General features: G+C 69.8%; 16 protein-coding genes and 1 tRNA gene. 10 read left to right on the top strand and 7 right to left on the bottom strand.

Features of this window, described 5'->3' with window-relative positions:
* Window positions 1-99: 99 nt before the first annotated feature.
* Genes AOM45_RS38235 through AOM45_RS38220 form a run of 4 tightly spaced genes read right to left on the bottom strand, consistent with a single transcriptional unit; the run spans window position 100 to window position 5,457 of the window.
* Window positions 100-1,491 carry an aminobutyraldehyde dehydrogenase gene (locus tag AOM45_RS38235; protein WP_030468937.1) on the bottom strand — a complete coding sequence of 464 codons (1,392 nt, stop codon included), beginning with the start codon at window positions 1,489-1,491 and terminating at the stop codon, window positions 100-102.
* Window positions 1,488-3,101, bottom strand: a complete 1,614-nt coding sequence (locus tag AOM45_RS38230) for a thiamine pyrophosphate-binding protein (protein WP_030468938.1) — start codon at window positions 3,099-3,101, stop codon at window positions 1,488-1,490. Before AOM45_RS38230 ends, AOM45_RS38235 begins: the two co-directional genes overlap by 4 nt.
* Window positions 3,098-4,036, bottom strand: coding sequence for an agmatinase (speB, locus tag AOM45_RS38225; RefSeq protein ID WP_030468939.1), 939 nt, complete (start codon window positions 4,034-4,036; stop codon window positions 3,098-3,100). Before speB ends, AOM45_RS38230 begins: the two co-directional genes overlap by 4 nt.
* On the bottom strand, window positions 4,033-5,457 hold the full coding sequence (locus AOM45_RS38220) for a sodium:solute symporter family protein (RefSeq protein WP_030468940.1): 1,425 nt from the start codon (window positions 5,455-5,457) through the stop codon (window positions 4,033-4,035). The genes speB and AOM45_RS38220 overlap by 4 nt, the downstream gene beginning before the upstream one ends.
* Before the next feature lie 82 nt (window positions 5,458-5,539).
* Between AOM45_RS38220 and AOM45_RS38215 the strand changes: the two genes are divergently transcribed.
* The 9 genes from AOM45_RS38215 (at window position 5,540) to AOM45_RS38175 (ending at window position 13,339) form a co-directional block, all read left to right on the top strand.
* Window positions 5,540-6,874 carry a PucR family transcriptional regulator gene (locus tag AOM45_RS38215; protein WP_030468941.1) on the top strand — a complete coding sequence of 445 codons (1,335 nt, stop codon included), beginning with the start codon at window positions 5,540-5,542 and terminating at the stop codon, window positions 6,872-6,874.
* 144 nt (window positions 6,875-7,018) lie between these two features.
* Window positions 7,019-7,090: transfer RNA gene (locus AOM45_RS38210), tRNA-Glu, on the top strand.
* 120 nt (window positions 7,091-7,210) lie between these two features.
* The gene (locus AOM45_RS38205) at window positions 7,211-7,873 is read left to right on the top strand and encodes an SAM-dependent methyltransferase (RefSeq protein ID WP_051783858.1); all 663 of its coding nucleotides are present in this window, start codon (window positions 7,211-7,213) and stop codon (window positions 7,871-7,873) included.
* Between the two features lie 27 nt (window positions 7,874-7,900).
* Window positions 7,901-9,364, top strand: a complete 1,464-nt coding sequence (locus AOM45_RS53195) for a LuxR C-terminal-related transcriptional regulator (RefSeq protein ID WP_030468943.1) — start codon at window positions 7,901-7,903, stop codon at window positions 9,362-9,364.
* A gap of 124 nt (window positions 9,365-9,488) precedes the next feature.
* Complete coding sequence (locus AOM45_RS38195; protein ID WP_030468944.1) at window positions 9,489-9,791, top strand: hypothetical protein; 303 nt, start codon at window positions 9,489-9,491, stop codon at window positions 9,789-9,791.
* Between the two features lie 36 nt (window positions 9,792-9,827).
* On the top strand, window positions 9,828-10,445 hold the full coding sequence (locus AOM45_RS38190) for a DUF4383 domain-containing protein (protein WP_051783859.1): 618 nt from the start codon (window positions 9,828-9,830) through the stop codon (window positions 10,443-10,445).
* 65 nt (window positions 10,446-10,510) lie between these two features.
* Entirely contained in the window at window positions 10,511-11,191 is a 681-nt protein-coding gene (locus AOM45_RS38185; protein WP_201780152.1) for a M50 family metallopeptidase, read from the top strand.
* 42 nt (window positions 11,192-11,233) lie between these two features.
* Window positions 11,234-12,967, top strand: a complete 1,734-nt coding sequence (gene argS / locus AOM45_RS38180) for an arginine--tRNA ligase (protein ID WP_030468947.1) — start codon at window positions 11,234-11,236, stop codon at window positions 12,965-12,967.
* A gap of 72 nt (window positions 12,968-13,039) precedes the next feature.
* Window positions 13,040-13,339 carry a WhiB family transcriptional regulator gene (locus AOM45_RS38175; RefSeq protein WP_030468948.1) on the top strand — a complete coding sequence of 100 codons (300 nt, stop codon included), beginning with the start codon at window positions 13,040-13,042 and terminating at the stop codon, window positions 13,337-13,339.
* A 2-nt stretch (window positions 13,340-13,341) separates the two neighbouring features.
* On the opposite strand, the gene AOM45_RS38170 is transcribed toward AOM45_RS38175, so the two are convergent.
* The gene (locus AOM45_RS38170) at window positions 13,342-14,073 is read right to left on the bottom strand and encodes a SigB/SigF/SigG family RNA polymerase sigma factor (RefSeq protein ID WP_051783874.1); all 732 of its coding nucleotides are present in this window, start codon (window positions 14,071-14,073) and stop codon (window positions 13,342-13,344) included.
* 74 nt (window positions 14,074-14,147) lie between these two features.
* Window positions 14,148-14,546 (bottom strand): ATP-binding protein, encoded by a 399-nt coding sequence (locus AOM45_RS38165; protein ID WP_236703978.1) that lies wholly within the window; start codon window positions 14,544-14,546, stop codon window positions 14,148-14,150.
* A 132-nt stretch (window positions 14,547-14,678) separates the two neighbouring features.
* On the opposite strand from AOM45_RS38165, the gene AOM45_RS38160 reads away from it, so the two are divergent.
* Window positions 14,679-15,347 carry an ATP-binding protein gene (locus tag AOM45_RS38160; RefSeq protein WP_051783862.1) on the top strand — a complete coding sequence of 223 codons (669 nt, stop codon included), beginning with the start codon at window positions 14,679-14,681 and terminating at the stop codon, window positions 15,345-15,347.
* On the opposite strand, the gene AOM45_RS38155 is transcribed toward AOM45_RS38160, so the two are convergent.
* On the bottom strand, window positions 15,344-15,703 hold the full coding sequence (locus tag AOM45_RS38155) for an STAS domain-containing protein (RefSeq protein ID WP_236703977.1): 360 nt from the start codon (window positions 15,701-15,703) through the stop codon (window positions 15,344-15,346). The genes AOM45_RS38160 and AOM45_RS38155 overlap by 4 nt on opposite strands.
* Between the last annotated feature and the right edge of the window lie 105 nt (window positions 15,704-15,808).

The raw sequence follows: 15,808 nt of genomic DNA, 5'->3' as shown, positions 1-15,808 counted from the left end.
CCGCGAGCTTCAAGTGCAGATCACCACTGAGGTTGGACGGTCAGGAACGGTCCGGTCGTCCCGGCTACCGGTCCGTCGCATCACCCTGAACGTTCAACCTCAGTAGTGCGCGATCATCACGTGCTTCACGCGCGTGTAGTCCTCCAGGCCGTGCAGCGACAGGTCCTTGCCGTAGCCGGAAGCGCCGAACCCGCCGTGCGGCATCTCGGACGCCACGAGCCCGTGCGTGTTGACCCACACGATGCCGAAGTCGAGCCGGGCGCTCAGCGACGCGACCCGGCCCGTGTCACGGGTCCAGATCGAGGACGCGAGCCCCTGCGGCACACCGTTGGCCAGCGCGACGGCCTCGTCGTCGTCCGCGAACGACTGCACGGTGATCACGGGCGCGAACGCCTCCTCCTGGACCAGCTCGTCGTCCTGCCCGACCCCGGAGATCACGGTGGGCTCCAGGAAGAAACCCGCAGTCCCGTGCTGCCTTCCTCCACAGTGGACTGTTGCGGTGGAGCGCGCGAGCAGGCCGAGGACGCGGTCGAGCTGGGCCTGGCTGTTCAGCGGGCCGAAGTCCGTGCCGGGCACCTGTGCGGACGCCGCTTTCGCCAGTGCCGCGACGAACTCGTCGTGCACCGCCGAGTGCACGAGCACGCGAGAGGCCGCCGTGCAGTCCTGGCCCGCGTTGTAGAAGGCGGCGCCGACGACGCCCTCCGCCGCCGCGGCCACGTCGACGTCGTCGAACACCAGGACCGGCGCGTTGCCGCCGAGTTCTAGGTGCGTGCGCTTCACGGTCGCGGCGGCGCTGCGGGCCACCTCGACACCGGCACGGGTGGAGCCCGTCAGCGAGACCATGGCGGGAACCGGGTGTTCCACCAGCAGGCGGCCGGTGTCGCGGTCGCCCAGCACGACGTTGAACACGCCCGCCGGCAGGACCTCGGCCGCGAGCGACGCCAGCAGCACGGACGACGACGGCGTGGTGTCGGCTGGCTTCAGCACCACGGTGTTGCCCGCCGCCAGTGCCGGGGCGATCTTCCACACCGCCATCATCAGCGGGTAGTTCCACGGCGTGATCTGCGCGATCACGCCGACGGCCTCACGACGCTGGTATGACGTGTGGCCCGCGATGTACTCGCTCGCGGCGGCGGCGCCCAGCGCGCGGGCGGCACCGGCGAAGAACCGGAGCTGGTCCACGCACTGCGGAATCTCCTCGCCGAACACGACCGATGCGATCTTGCCGGTCTCGCGGATCTCCGCGTCGGCGATCTCCGAAGCGTTGGCCTCCAGCAGATCGGCCAGCTTCAGCAACGCCAGCTGGCGTTCGCCGGGAGTCGTGCGGGACCACGCGGGGAAGGCGGCCTCGGCCGCGCGCACCGCGGCGTCGACCTCTGCTGTCCGGGAGACGACGGCGCGACCGAACTCCTCACCGGTCGCCGGATCGACCAACGGCGAGGTTTCACCAGCGGAAATAGACTTGGCGTTGATGAAGTTCGCGACGATCACGTGTGCTCCAGGTGCGTGGGGGCGAACATGCGCAACACGGCGGGAAGCACGACCACGTGCGGTCCGTCCCCGGCGAAGGCCTCGGCGAGGTCTTCACGCAGCGACTCGGGCGTGCTGCGGGTGGCGGGCACCCCGAACGCCTCGGCGAGCGCCACGAAGTCCGGCCGCGCCAGCTCGGTGGCGGTGGCCTGGCCGAACGCGTCGGTCATGTACTCGCGCAGGATGCCGTAGCCGCCGTCGTCGACGATCAGCCACACCACCCGCGAACCGTGCTGAGCCGCCGTGGCGAGCTCGGAGATGCCGTACATCGCGCCGCCGTCACCGGACACCGCGAGCACCGGTCCGTCGACGGCGGCCGCGACGCCCAGTGCGGCGGGGAAGCCGTAGCCGAGACCGCCCGCGCCCTGGGCGGAGAACTGCGCGCCACCGCGCGGATCCCACGCCGACCAGGCCCAGTACGCCAGGATCGTCATGTCCCAGCAGGTCGGTGTGCCGTCCGGAACCGCCGACCGCAGCGCGCCGAGAACCTGCTGCTCCAGGTCGAGCTCCTGCGCCGCCAGCCGTTCGCGGACCTTGCCCAGCAACGCTTTCACGCGTTCTTCCGCGACACCGTCCGCGTCGCGAGCGGTCACCCCGGCGGTCAACGCGCGCAACGCGTGCCGCGCGTCGGCGTGAATGCCCAGGGCCGGGTAGTTGGACTCCAGCTTGCCGAGATCGGCCTCGACCTGGATCACCGCACCGCGCGGCCGGAACGCCCGGTAGTTGCTCGACAGCTCGCCGAGCCCCGAACCGACGACCAGCAGCACGTCCGCGTCGGCCAGGAACTCCGTGGTGTGCCAGTCCTCCAGCCACGACTGCGCGGACAGCGGGTGGTCCCAGCCGAAGTTCCCCTTGCCGCCGAACGTGGTCACGACCGGCGCCCGCAGCTTCTCCGCCAGCTCCCGCAGTTCGTCGGAAGCCCTCAAAGCACCACCGCCGGCCAGGATCACGGGCCGGGAAGCGCCGTCCAGCAACCGGACGGCCTCCTCGACCAGCTCCACCCGCGGGTGCAGCTCGCGCACCGACCACGACACCGAGGTCACCGGCGGAACACCGGCCGGCCCGAGCAGCACGTCCTGCGGGATCTCCACCCACACCGGCCCGAACGGCGCGGTCAGCGCGATCTCCCACGCCTCGGCCAGCGCGGACGGGATCTGCGACGCGTGCCGCACCACCCGCGCGTGCTTCACGACGTCCCGGAACGACGCCAGCTGATCGGTCAGCTCGTGCAGGTACCCACCGCGCACGCCACCGAGCCCGGCCGACGGGATCTGCGACGAGATCCCCAGCACCGGCGCGGAAGCCGCGGCCGACTCCTGCAACCCCGCCAGCGTCTGCAACGCGCCGGGCCCGGTCGACACCAGCAACGGAGTCGCGGAACCGGTGATCCGCGCGTGGCCGTCCGCGGCGAACGCGGCGTTCACCTCGGTCCGCGACCCGACGTACCTCAGGTCCGACCGGCGAAGCGCGTCGAAGAGCCCCAGCGCGTGCTGGCCGGGAATGCCGAACACGGTGTGCGCGCCAAGGGCTTCCAACGTCTCGACGACGACGTCGCCACCGTTGCGAGTCACACGCCCTCCTTCAGAGCCATCAAGCTCACCAGGTCGTACGCCACGTGCGAGGCCGCGACCGACGTGATGTCCGCGTGGTCGTACGCCGGTGCCACCTCGACCACGTCCGCGCCGACCAGGTTCAGCCCCCGCAACCCCCGCAGGATCTCCAGCAGCTCGCGCGAGGTCATCCCGCCCGCCTCGGGCGTTCCGGTGCCGGGAGCGTGCGCGGGGTCCAGAACGTCGATGTCGATCGACACGTACAGTGGCCGGTCGCCGATCCGCTGCCGCAACGCGTCCACCGTCTCGTCCACGCCCCGCCGCATCACGTCCGACGACGTCACGATGCCGAACCCGAGCCGCCGGTCGTCCTCGAGATCTTTCTTGCCGTACAACGGACCTCGCGTGCCGACGTGCGAGATGGCCTCCGTGTCCAGGATGCCGTCCTCGACCGCGCGCCGGAACGGGGTGCCGTGCGTGTACGGCTCGCCGAAGTACGTGTCCCACGTGTCGAGGTGCGCGTCGAAGTGCAGCAGCGCCACCGGTCCGTGGATCCGCGAGACCGCCCGCAGCAACGGCAGCGCGATCGTGTGGTCACCGCCGATCGTGACGAGCCGCGTGCCCTCGGCCTGCAGCTCCGACGCCGCACCCTCGATCGTCTCGATGGCCTCGCCGATGTGGAACGGGTTGACCGCGACGTCCCCGCCGTCCGCGACCTGCACGCGTTCGAACGGCGACACGTCCAGACCGGGGTGGTAGGGACGCAGCAGCCGGGACGCCTCCCGCACGGCCGAGGGCGCGAACCGCGCGCCCGGCCGGTACGAGACGCCGGTGTCGAACGGGACTCCCACGACCGCGACGTCCGCGTGCGCCACCTGGTCGAGGCGCGGCAGCCGGGCGAAGGTCGCCGGGCCCGCGTAGCGCGGGACCTGCGAGGAGTCGACGGGGCCGATCATGCGCTCACCAGTTCCTCTTCGCTGGATTCCCCTGCCACCCTGCGGTCCCAGTTCGCCAGCACCTCGGGTGACGTGGCGGGCGTCGCCAGGCTGACCGCCACGTACGTCACGAGGGACGCGCCGAGGCTGTAGTAGATGGCTTCGTTGGCGTACACGTCCACGAACACCATGAACCCGATCGCGGTCAGCGACCCGACCGCCATCGACACCATCGCGCCGAGCCGGGTGCCGCGCTTCCACACGAGGCCACCGATGATCGCGACCAGCAGGCCGCCGACGAGGATGTTGTAGGCGACGGTCAACGCGGCCACGACGTCGTTCAACGCCACCGCGATGGCGATCGCGACGACACCGATCACGAGCGTGAACATCCGGTTGTTGTGCACGTCGGAATCGGTCCTGCGGCGCCAGATGTCGTTGGACGCCACCGTGGCGCAGGCGATGAGGGCGCCGGACGAGGTGGACATCATCGCGGCCAGCGCGGCGGCGAGCACGAGGCCGCGCACACCCGTCGGCAGCAGGTTCTCCACGATCGTCGCGAAGGCCTCGTCCTTGTTCGCGATGTTCGGGTACAGCGCCTTGCCCGCGAGACCGATGAGCGCACCGGCGACGGCGTAGACGAGGCAGTAGACACCAGACGTGATGCCGCCCCAGGTGGCGACCTTCGGCGACTTGGCGGTGAACACCCGCTGCCAGATGTCCTGGCCGATCAGCAGGCCGAACACGTAGATCAGCAGGTAGGTGACGATCGTGTCGACGCCGATGTTGCCGACCTCGAAGAGCGCCGGGTCGTTCAGGCGCTGCTGGATGCCGTCGAACCCGCCCGCCGTGGCCAGGCTGATCGGCAGCAGCAGGAACAGGATGCCGACGGTCTTCACGATGAACTGCACGATGTCCGTGAGCGTGATCGACCACATGCCGCCGAGAACGCTGTACAGCACGACGATGCTGCCGCCGATGATCACGCCGACGCTCTTCGGCAGTCCGAAGAGGACGTTGAAGATGGTCGAGTAGGCGATCGTGGACGTGACCGTCAGCATCAGGGTGTACGCGGCCATCACCAGGCCGGAGATCGTGCTGGAGTTGCCGCCGTAGCGCAGGTCGAGCATCTGCGAGACGGTGTAGACCTTGAGCCGCACGATCCTGCGCGCGAACAACGCGCTCAGCAGCAGGATGCCGAGGCCGATCGCGAACACCATCCAGGCGCCGGAGATGCCGAACTTGTAGCCGAGCCCGACACCGCCGATGGTCGACGCGCCGCCGAGCACCACGGCCGACATGGTGCCGGAGTACATGCCGAACCCGAGCCTGCGTCCGGCGACCAGGTACTCGCTCTTGCTGGTGGCGCGGCGCATGCCCCACCAGCCCATGCCGATCATGCCGAGCACGTAGGCGGCGATCACCGCGTAGTCGAGAGCCACTGTGCGACCTCCTTGGGTTGCAGGTCACAGTAGGAACGCGCACTGGCGCTGGTAAGTGGTCGTTCTGCACAATCAGCGGGCCATGGTTGTGCAAACCGTCCCACTGAGGGATCTCGTCGCGCGAGTCGATCTCGGGCTGACCGTCCTGTGTGGAGCCGACGCGCTGGACCGGCCGATCCGCTGGGCGCACGTGTCCGAACTGGAGGACCCGACGCCGTACCTGGTCGGCGAGGAGCTGCTGCTCACGGCCGGCGTGCGGTTCCCCGCCGACGTGCCCTCCTACGTCGCCGGACTGATGTCCAGGGGTGTCTCGGCGATCGGGTTCGGGGTGGAGCCGGAGTTCCCGACGGTGCCGTCGTCGCTGGTGGAAGCCTGTGCGGCACAGGGGATGCCGCTGCTGGAGGTGCCGCCGTCGACGCCGTTCCTCGCGGTGTCGCAGGCCCTCGGCGCACTGCTCGCGGAGATCGCCGTGCGGGAGCAGCGCATGCTCGCCGACAGCCAGCGCGCCCTGACCCGCGCCGCCACCCGCGTCCGTCCCGTCGAGTCGGTGCTGACGACGCTGGCGGTGGTGCTGAACTGCCGCGCCGACCTGGTGGACCAGGCGGCGGCACCCGAGGACGTCGCCCCGCTCGTGGGCCGGGTGGCGTCCGGGTCGGGACCTCGTTCGGCTTCCGCCCAGGTGGGTGAAGACCACGTGACGCTCGATCCGGTCGAGGCCGCGGTCCTCGTGGTGCGGCGACCGGCGCCGTTGTCGGCCGCCGAACGGGCCGTCGTCGCGGTCGCGCTCGCGTTGCTCGGGCTGCTGCGGCGCGACGTGGAGAGCGAACGCGGGCAGATCGCACGGCTCGCGGCGTCGGCATTGCTGCGGTCGCAGGTGTCCGGGGTGGGCGGTGTGCTGGGGCCGGGGCCGTACCGGGTGGTGGCGGGACGGTCGCGGGCGGACTACGACGTGCTGGCGCAGCGGTACGGGCCGCTGGTGTCGAAGGAGGGGGACGGGTTTCTGGCGCTGGTGCCCGCGGGGGTCGAGGTGTCCGGGCCGGTCGGGGTCTCGTCGGCGGTACCCGAGTCCGCGGTCGACAGCGCCGCGGCCGAAGCCCTGGTGCTGCTGCGGCGTGCCCTCGCCACCGGCGAACCCGCCTTCCCCGCGACCGAACTCGCCGCCCTCGTGGATCCCGTCGCCGCCCGCGCGTTCGCCCGCCGCGAGCTCGCCGGGCTACTCGGACGCCCCGAGCTGGTCGAGACGGTGCGGGTCTGGCTGGGGCAGCACGGCAGCTGGGACCGGGCCGCGACGGTGCTCGGCGTGCACCGCAACAGCGTTCGGCACCGAATCTCGCACGCCGAACGACTGCTCAGTCGTGATCTTGGTTCGGCCGACGCGAGGGCTTCCCTGTGGTTCGCGCTGATGTGGCTCGATTAATTCCTTTGCGCGACTCCCGCAGTGCCCGTCATCATTGTTCCATGATTGCTGCAGAGGAATGGGCCGGAGCGCCCTCAAAGCTGTGACCTGCTAGTTCACTTTCTTCTCTCTTCTGCGAGCATTTGTGTCTCAATGCTCGTTCTCGGCGTGTTCGTCTAGTGGTCAGGACGTCGGATTCTCAATCCGGAAACACGGGTTCGATCCCCGTACGCGCTACGTGGCCCGGTCTCAGTGGGGTGGACCGGGCCCTCCCGCACCACGGTCCAGCTCAGACGGACCCAAAGAATCTTCCCAAAACTTCGCCCGAATGGTCTAGGCGCCAGTTACGCTCTGCGAATGGCTGCGGTCCCCGCCTTCGCACGCTACGAGGTCGACGTACGTCGGCCGAACGCCGCACGGATCCACGACTTCTATCTGGGCGGCGCGCACAACTACGCCGCCGACCGGGCGTTCGCCAAGCAGGCCGTCCGGATCGACCCGGAGCTGCCGCTCGTGGCGCGGGCGCAGCGGACGTTCCTGCGCCACGCCGTCCGCCACTGCTGGGCGGCGGGCGTGCGCCAGTTCCTCGACCTCGGCTCGGGCATCCCGACGTGCGGTGCCACGCACCAGACGCTGCCCGACGCCCGTGTCGTCTACGTCGACTGCGACCCGGTCACGGTGGCGTTCGCGCGCGGGCTGCTGCGCGGTGAGCCGCGGACGTGCGCGGTGGAGGCCGACCTGCGCCGGCCCGAGCAGGTGCTGCGGCATCCGGGCGTGCTGTCCCACCTCGACCTGCGCGAGCCGTACGCGGTGCTGATGGTCGACGTCCTGAGGTACGTCGACGACGCCACCGGGCCGGGCCGGGTCGTGCGCCGCTACCGGCACGCGTTGCCCGCCGGCGGGTTCCTCGTCGTGTCGCATCCGGCGCCCGTCGAGCAGCTCATGGAGGGCTTGTCGATCGAAGCGCCGTGCATGGTGCCGGGCGCGTACGCGAGCATCGGGCGCAAGGGCCGTATCTGACGCACGCGCCGTGCCTCCTAACGGAACGTGCGGGAAGCGCTGGAACGAGCGCAGGCGTTGCGGTGGGAGGGCAGGCCGCAGGACGCTGCTTCGGAGCTGCGCAAGGCACTCGCGACCACGGACGACCGGTGCGAGCTGCTGTACCTGTTGTGGGACTGCCAGTTCGTGCTGGGCGACCGGGCCGCCGCGTTCGAAACCCTCCTGGAGGCCAAGGGACTGGCCGAAGGGCCGATGGTCGCGCGCATCGCCGTCGCCGAGGCCAGCTGGCTCATGTCGGAGGGCGAGCACGCGCGGGCGGTGCGGCAGCTCGAGTCGATCGAGACGGACGACGACGCCGTTCGTGCGTATGCGTTGAGCGTGCGAGGTGTGTGTGAGGCGTTCCTCGGCGATGTGGACCGTGGCATCGCGACGCTGGAAGACGCGCGCACGGCCGCGCATCGCAGCGGTTCCATCCGTGAGCTCACCAGAGCCGTGGGGAACCTGACGTACGTGCTCGGCAGTGCAGGGCGACACGAACGCAGCGCGCGCATCGGCAAGGAAGCGTTGACACGGCTGAGGATCCAAGGTCTCGCGCCGACGTTCAGCGCGGTGATCCGCTACAACCTCGCGACCAGCCTGCTCGCGCTCGGACGGTGGCGGGAGCTCGACGCGCTCGACGTCCCGGACGCCGTCCCCGGCAACAAGGCCGCGCGAATCCTGCTGTGCAAGGCGGAAGCCGCGGCGTTGCGCGGCAGGGACCCGGACGACCTGATCGAGGAGGCCGAGAAGACCTTCGACGGGCCGGACGCCCTGTTCGCCGCCCAGTGCGCCCACACCAGGGCAGTCGCGGCCAGGGCGAAGGGGCAGCACCGCGCCGCCGTCGAACTGTGCAGGGAAGCCGTTGACGACCCGCCGGAGGCGCTGACCCACGGCGAGGTGCTGCGACTGTGCGCGGAAGGTCTCGGCGCCGCACACGACCTCCAGACCGCGGCCGGCAGGGTGACCAGACTCGACGATCCGCGAGCGACGGAACAGGAACTGCTGGCCCGCCTGCCCGTGCCGCGCGGCCAGGAGGACGAGGTGTGGCGCCGGGTCGCCTTCGCGGAGGCCGGGCGGGACTCGTGGCGCGAGATCGCCGCCGAGTGGGACCGGCTGAAGATGCCGTACCAGGCCGCGTACGCGCGAACCCGTTGCGGCGAACCGGAAGCGCTGCGCCACGCCGACCGGGCCGCGCACCGTCTCGGCGCACTGCCGCTGACGAGGATGATCGCCAGGACGGCACGCCGGCAGCGCATTCCGTTGCTGCACGAGGACAAACCCCGTCTCGGCACGCTGACGCCGCGCGAGCGCGAGGTCCTGGAACTGCTGGGATGGGGCCGCACCAACAAGGAGATCGCCAGCGAGCTGGTGCTGAGCGTGCGCACGGTCGGTCTGCACGTCTCCCACGTACTGGCGAAGCTGGGCGCCGGCAACCGCTCCGAGGCCGCACGCATCGCCCGCGACCAAACCTAGGTATTGCGACAGATGTGCGCGGGGATGCGCCTGAGTTCTCCTTGAAGGGCAACGAGCCCGCCACAGAATTCCGGGGCGCCGAGCGGTGGGCACGGCGCCCCGGAGCCCACCACGAGGAGTCCGCATGAACCCGACCGATCCACCCACCACCACCGAGGTGTGGGCGGTGCTGGGCGTCGACGAGTTCCAGTTCCGGCTGGTGAAGCCGTGGAACCTGGACACGCTCGCCGCGGCCCTGCGCAACGCCGCCGCACGCGGCACGCACGTCGAGGTCCGCGCCTACAACGAGCAGAACGCCGAGACGACCCTCCTGGTCAACCCGTCCCGGGCGCGCGTCGTGCACCTCGGCAAGCGCAACGTCGTGGTGGTGCGCAGCGGCATGCCCGACGTGTCGCTGAACGGTTTGGCCCAGGCCGAGCCGGGGTAGTCAGCCGGGCGACAAGAACGGAGCCTGGAGGGCGTCATGACCCACCGCGTCACTGTCAAGGTCGCCGGTCTGCAACCGGTGCAGGTGCTGGCCGCCCTGGCCGGCATCGCGTTCATCGTGTTCGGCGTCGTGGGCTTCACCCGCACGGGGGTGGGCGACTGGTCCACCCACTCGTTCGTGCTCGGGTTCTCCGTGAACCCGTTGCACAACCTGGTGCACGTGGCCGTCGGCGTGCTCGGCCTGCTCATGGCTCTCGGTTCGGGCCTCGCCCGGATGTTCGGGTGGCTGCTGTTCCTGGGCTACGGCGCGCTCTTCGTGTGGGGTCTGATGATCACCGGCGTGCTCGCCCGCAACCCGTTCGAGTGGGCGGGCAACCCGCTGGCGGTCAACACGAACGACAACTGGCTGCACCTCGGTATCGCTCTCTTCGGCCTGCTGCTCGCGGTGCTGCCCGCGCGCCGCAAGCTGATCGAGGAGGAGGACGAGCCCGTCCTGCCCGAACAGCGCTCGGCGGCGTTCCGCGACTCCGACGACCGGCGGATCGAGCAGATGGATCCGACGGTGAGCACCGGAACGACCCAGCCGATCACCAAGGAACAGGCGGTCGTCGACCCGAAGACCGAACGCGTGAGCAAGGACAAGATCAAGCACTGAGTGTTCCCGGACGCGCCGTGAGAGCCCACATGCGGCTCTCACGGCGCGTCTGTTTCGATGTCTCGATGCCTTCCGAGTTGCTGACCCACGAGGTGCTGATCACGTGGGGCACCGCGCTGGCCGCGTTCCTGGCCGTCGCCCTGCACGGGATCTGGCGGGTCACCCGCAACGTCATCACCATCGCTCACGAGGGCGGCCACGCCCTGGTCGCGGTGCTGACCGGACGCCGCCTCAGCGGCATCAAGCTGCACTCCGACACCAGCGGCCTCACCGTCTCGCGCGGCAAGCCCCGCGGCCCCGGCATGGTGCTCACCGCGCTGGCCGGCTACATCGCCCCGTCCCTGCTCGGCTTCGGCGCCGCCGTGCTCATCACCAACGAGCACATCCAGCTGATGCTGTGGATCAGCATCGGCTTCCTCGCGGCCATGCTGATCATGATCCGCAACGTCTTCGGCGTCCTGTCGATCATCGTCACCGGAGCCGTGTTCTTCTTCGTCTCCTTCTACGCGACGCCTGAGGTCAGGGACACCGCCGCGTACGTCTTCGCGTGGTTCCTGCTGCTCGGTGGCGTGCGCCCGGTGTGGGAGCTCCAGGTCAAGCGCTGGCGCAGGCAGGCCCCGCGCAGCGACGCGGACCAGCTCGCGTGGCTCACCGGCGTGCCCGCCCTGGGCTGGGTGACGCTCTTCGGCGTGGTCAGCGCGGCGGCGCTCGTGGGCGGGGGCGCGTTGCTGCTCGGACGCTGGTGAGATACTGGAACTCTTCAGCCGGATTTCAGGAAGGTGGGCTCAGTGCTGCGTGGGGATGTCGGGCTCGAACTGGGCCAGCGGGTCGCGCGGGCGTTGCGCGCCGCTCTGGACGTGGACATCACCGCCGAGGAAGCGCTGATCCGACCGTCCAACCGAGACGGTGCCGACTACCAGTGCAACGTGGCGATGAGCCTCGCCAAGAAGGTCGGCCGCAACCCGCGCGAGGTCGCCGCGCTCATCGTCGAGCACCTCGACGCGGCCGACGCGCTGGAGACCCCGGAGATCGCGGGCCCCGGCTTCATCAACCTCAAGCTGCGCCGCGAGTGGCTGGAGCAGCAGGCCGCCGCCCTGCTCGGCGACGACCGCCTCGGCGTGCCGACGACGGACGAGCCGCGGCGCATCGCGATCGACTACAGCAGCCCGAACGTCGCCAAGGAGATGCACGTCGGGCACCTGCGCTCGACGATCATCGGTGACGCGTTCTGCCGCCTGCTGACGTTCGCGGGCCACGAGGTCATCCCGCACAACCACCTCGGTGACTGGGGCACCCCGTTCGGCATGCTCATCGAGCACCTCACCGACGAGGGCCACGGCACCGACCACGAGATCAGCGACCTGAACGCGTTCTACCAGCAGGCCCGCCAGAAGTTCGACAACGAACCGGGCTTCGCCGACCGCGCGCGCCGCCGGGTCGTGCTGCTGCAGGGCGGCGACGAGCACACCCTGGCGCTGTGGCACGAGCTGGTGGGGGAGTCGCAGCGGCACTTCAACCAGGTCTACGAGCTGCTCGAGATCGGTCTGTCCGCGGACGACAACTACGGCGAGAGCTTCTACAACCCCTACCTCGCCGACACGATCACCGAACTGCAGCAGAAGGGCCTCGTCGAGACCAGCGACGGCGCGCTCTGCGTGTTCCCGCCTGGCTTCACCAACCGCGACGGCGACCGGCTGCCGCTGATCATCCGCAAGAGCGACGGCGGCTACGGCTACGCCACCACGGACTTCGCGACCGTCCGCTACTGGGTGCGCGACCGCAAGGTGGACCAGCTGATCTACGTGGTCGGCACGCCGCAGGCCCAGCACTTCCAGATGATCTTCGCGACGTCGAAGCAGGCCGGCTGGCTCGACGACGCCCACACCGCCGTGCACACCGGTTTCGGCACGATCCTCGGCTCGGACGGCAAGACGATCCGCACCCGCGCGGGCGGCACGATCAAGCTCATCGAGCTGCTCGACGAGGCCGTCGAGAACTCCTACAAGGTGATGCCCGAAACGTCCGAAGTGGAGGGTGCGGAGAAGGACGCGCTCGCCCGCACCATCGGCCTCGGCGCGGTGAAGTACGCGGACCTCTCCAACGACCGGGAGAAGGACTACGTCTTCACCTGGGAGAAGATGCTCGCCACCACCGGCGACACGTCCGTCTACATCCAGTACGCGAACGCCCGCATCCTCTCGATCGGCCGCAAGGTCGGCCGCGAGGCCCCGGCGGACGCGCCCCTGGTGCTCCAGGAACAGGCCGAGCGCGACCTCGCCCTGAAGCTGCTCCAGCTGCCCACGGCGATCCAGGCCGCGATCGACGAGCTGGCCCCGCACAAGCTCACGACGTACCTGTTCGAGACGGCCACGGCGTTCTCGACGTTCTACAACAACTGCCCGGTGGCGACCGCGGAGTCGCAGGAGCTGCAGGACTCGCGCCTGCACCTGCTCACCCTGACCTCACGAGTGCTCACCCTGGGCCTGTCTCTTTTGGGTATTGGGGCACCTGAACGGTTGTAGAAGGTTTATCCCTGGTCAGACCACGGGTACGCAGTGATCGCAACTCTTCCGCCCTCGTTCTTGGGAGTCGCGATGACCTGCACGACCCGTCTGCCCAAGCCGGTCACCGACGTGTGGGACTGGCAGATGCACGGTCTGTGCCGAGGCCGCAACAGCGCAATCTTCTTCCACCCGGACAACGAACGGGGCTACGCGCGGGCCGCGCGGGAGGAGAAGGCGAAGGCGATCTGCGGGCACTGCCCGGTGCTGGAACAGTGCCGCGCCCACGCGCTGGAGGCCCAGGAGCCGTACGGCGTGTGGGGCGGCATGGGGGAGGACGAGCGGCGCCAGATCATCGCTGCTGCCCGGCGCCGCGTCCGCGTGGCGTCGTAGAACTACTCTTCGAGCACGTCTCGCAGTTGCCGCAACGTCTTCGCGAGCAACCGCGAGACGTGCATCTGCGAGATGCCGACCTTCTGCGCGATCTGCGTCTGCGTCATGTTGCCGAAGAACCGCATGATCACGATCTTGCGCTCCCGCTCGGGGAGCTTCTGCAGCAGCGGGTGCAACGCCTCCCGCTGCTCGATCATCGCGATCTCGGGATCTTCCTCGCCGATCGTCGACCCGAGCGAGATCGACGAGTCCTCCGACATCAGCATGTCGTCCAAAGACGCGCTCTGGTAAGCGTTTCCGGCCGCGAGTCCTTCATGGATCTCCTCGCGCGACAGCCCGAGGTGCTCCGCCAGTTCCGACGGCGTGGGCGCGCGTCCGAGCGACTGCGACAGGCGCGAGGTGCCCGCGTTGATCGCCAGGTGCAGCTCCTTGAGCCGTCTGGGCATGCGGACCGACCAGCTGGAGTCGCGGAAGTACTTCCGGACCTCGCCCATGATCGTCGGTACCGCGAACGACAGGAAGTCGCTGCCGCGGTCCGGGTCGAAGCGGTCGACCGCGTTGATCAGGCCGACCGTCGCGACCTGCACCAGGTCCTCGTGGGGTTCGCCGCGGTGGCCGAACCGGCGTGCGATGTGCTGGGCGACCGGGAGGTGCTCGGTGACCAGCCGGTCCCGCAGAGTGTCCCGCGCAGGACCGGCAGGGGTCTGCGCGAGCTCGGCGAACAACGGGGCCAGGTGGTCGTAGTCACCGCCCTGCGAGGACTTCTTCTCCTCGCCAGGGGAGGTTTTGGTCGCCTCCTCCGAGCCCGTCACGCATCCACCGCCCCTGCCGAAGACTTCACGAGGTCGATGTGGACCACGAACCCTTCGGCGTCCTCGACTCTGGTCTGCACGGAGTCGACGAGCGCGGTCAGCACGCGCCAGCCGAAGCTGCCCTCGTCGGGACCAGCCGCGGACTTCGCGAGCACTCTGGCGCGGACGTGGACCGCTCCTGCGCCGTCGACCGCGAAGTGACAGCTGAGCATGGCGTCCTCGGCCGCCAGCGTGATCAACGTCGAGCACGTCTCGTCCACGGCGAGCTTCAGGTCCTCGATCGAGTCGAGGTCGAAGTCCTGCCGCATCGCGATGTCCGCGGCGACCGCGCGCACGATGGACAGCTGCGTGGGATCCGCGGCCATCCGCAGTTCGACCCCTGACAATTGCGTCACACCCACCTCGTAGTCCGTTCTGCTGAAGGCCGGCACGTCATTGCCGTACCCGAATCGATCTCATTTCACACGTGTATTGGCTCGTGGGCCCGGGAAGTCACCTGTCAGAGGCAACCAAAGGGGAGGAGCGCTGTGCTGGTGCGAGAAGACTTCCTGGCCCTCCGCTTCCCCGCAGACGCACGCGAGGTGGCGCCGGTGCGGCACCAGTTGCGCGAATGGCTGCAGGACAGCGGATTCGGCGAGGACGAGGCGAGCGACCTCGTCCTGGCCGTCAGTGAAGCGGTGAACAACTCCGTCGAACACGCTTATCCCGGACCGGCGCGCGGCACCGTCGAGGTGAGCGCGCACCTCGATCCCGACGGCGCGGTCAGCGTCGACGTCACCGACCACGGCCAGTGGCGCGTGCCGCCTCCCGCGCTCACGATGCGCGGACGGGGACTCCTGCTCATGCGGGAGAGCGTGGACTCCGTCGAGATCGACCGCGGGGCACGCGGCACGACCGTCCGCCTGCGCAGGGCGCGTTCGCCGGTGGTGCCCCCGAGCCGGGCGGCACCCGAGTGCGACGTGCGGGTCCACGAGACCTCCTCCGGCGTCGTAGCGGTCGTGCGCGGGAACGTGCCGGTCGAGGCCGGTCCGTCGCTGCGCCGCACGCTCACCACGGCCGCGCGGGGCGGCACGGTGCCGTTGACCGTCGATCTGAGTCAGCTCGGTGCGGAGAAGGGCGGAGTGGAAGACGCCCTCTTCGCCGTCGCCGACGCGCTCAGGTCGGCAGGCAACCGCCTCACCGTCAAGATGCGCTAGCCCAGGGCCGACTCCACGGATCCGTGGACGCTGAACACCTCGCCCAGCCCGGTGGCCTCCAGCGGCCTCGTGACGGCCCGGGCGGTCGCCACGACCTTGAGGGTCGCGTTCGCCTGCTGGGCCAGCCTCGCCGCCTCCACCAGCACGGCCAGCCCGGCGGAACCGAGGAAGGTCACGCCGGTCATGTCCACGACGAACGTGCCACCGTCGCCCAGGCCGTTCACCAGGGCGTCGCGCAGCGCGGGCGCGGACACCATGTCGACCTCACCGGACACGGCGAGGACCGTGACACCGGGCGCCGGCTGCCGCACCGACAGCTCGATCGTCTGCTCCGCTCGCGGGTCCTGCACAGTCACCGATGTTCTCCCTCGCACGACAGGGAGCCGCCACTGCAGCGGCCCCGACGCGGCTGCTGGCTCAACCGCTGCGGCCTCACCGTACGGGAGAGACCGCTCGACAGG

Source organism: Lentzea aerocolonigenes (assembly GCF_000974445.1).
Taxonomy (GTDB): Bacteria; Actinomycetota; Actinomycetes; order Mycobacteriales; family Pseudonocardiaceae; genus Lentzea; species Lentzea aerocolonigenes.
This window is presented reverse-complemented; position numbering and strand designations above follow the sequence as displayed.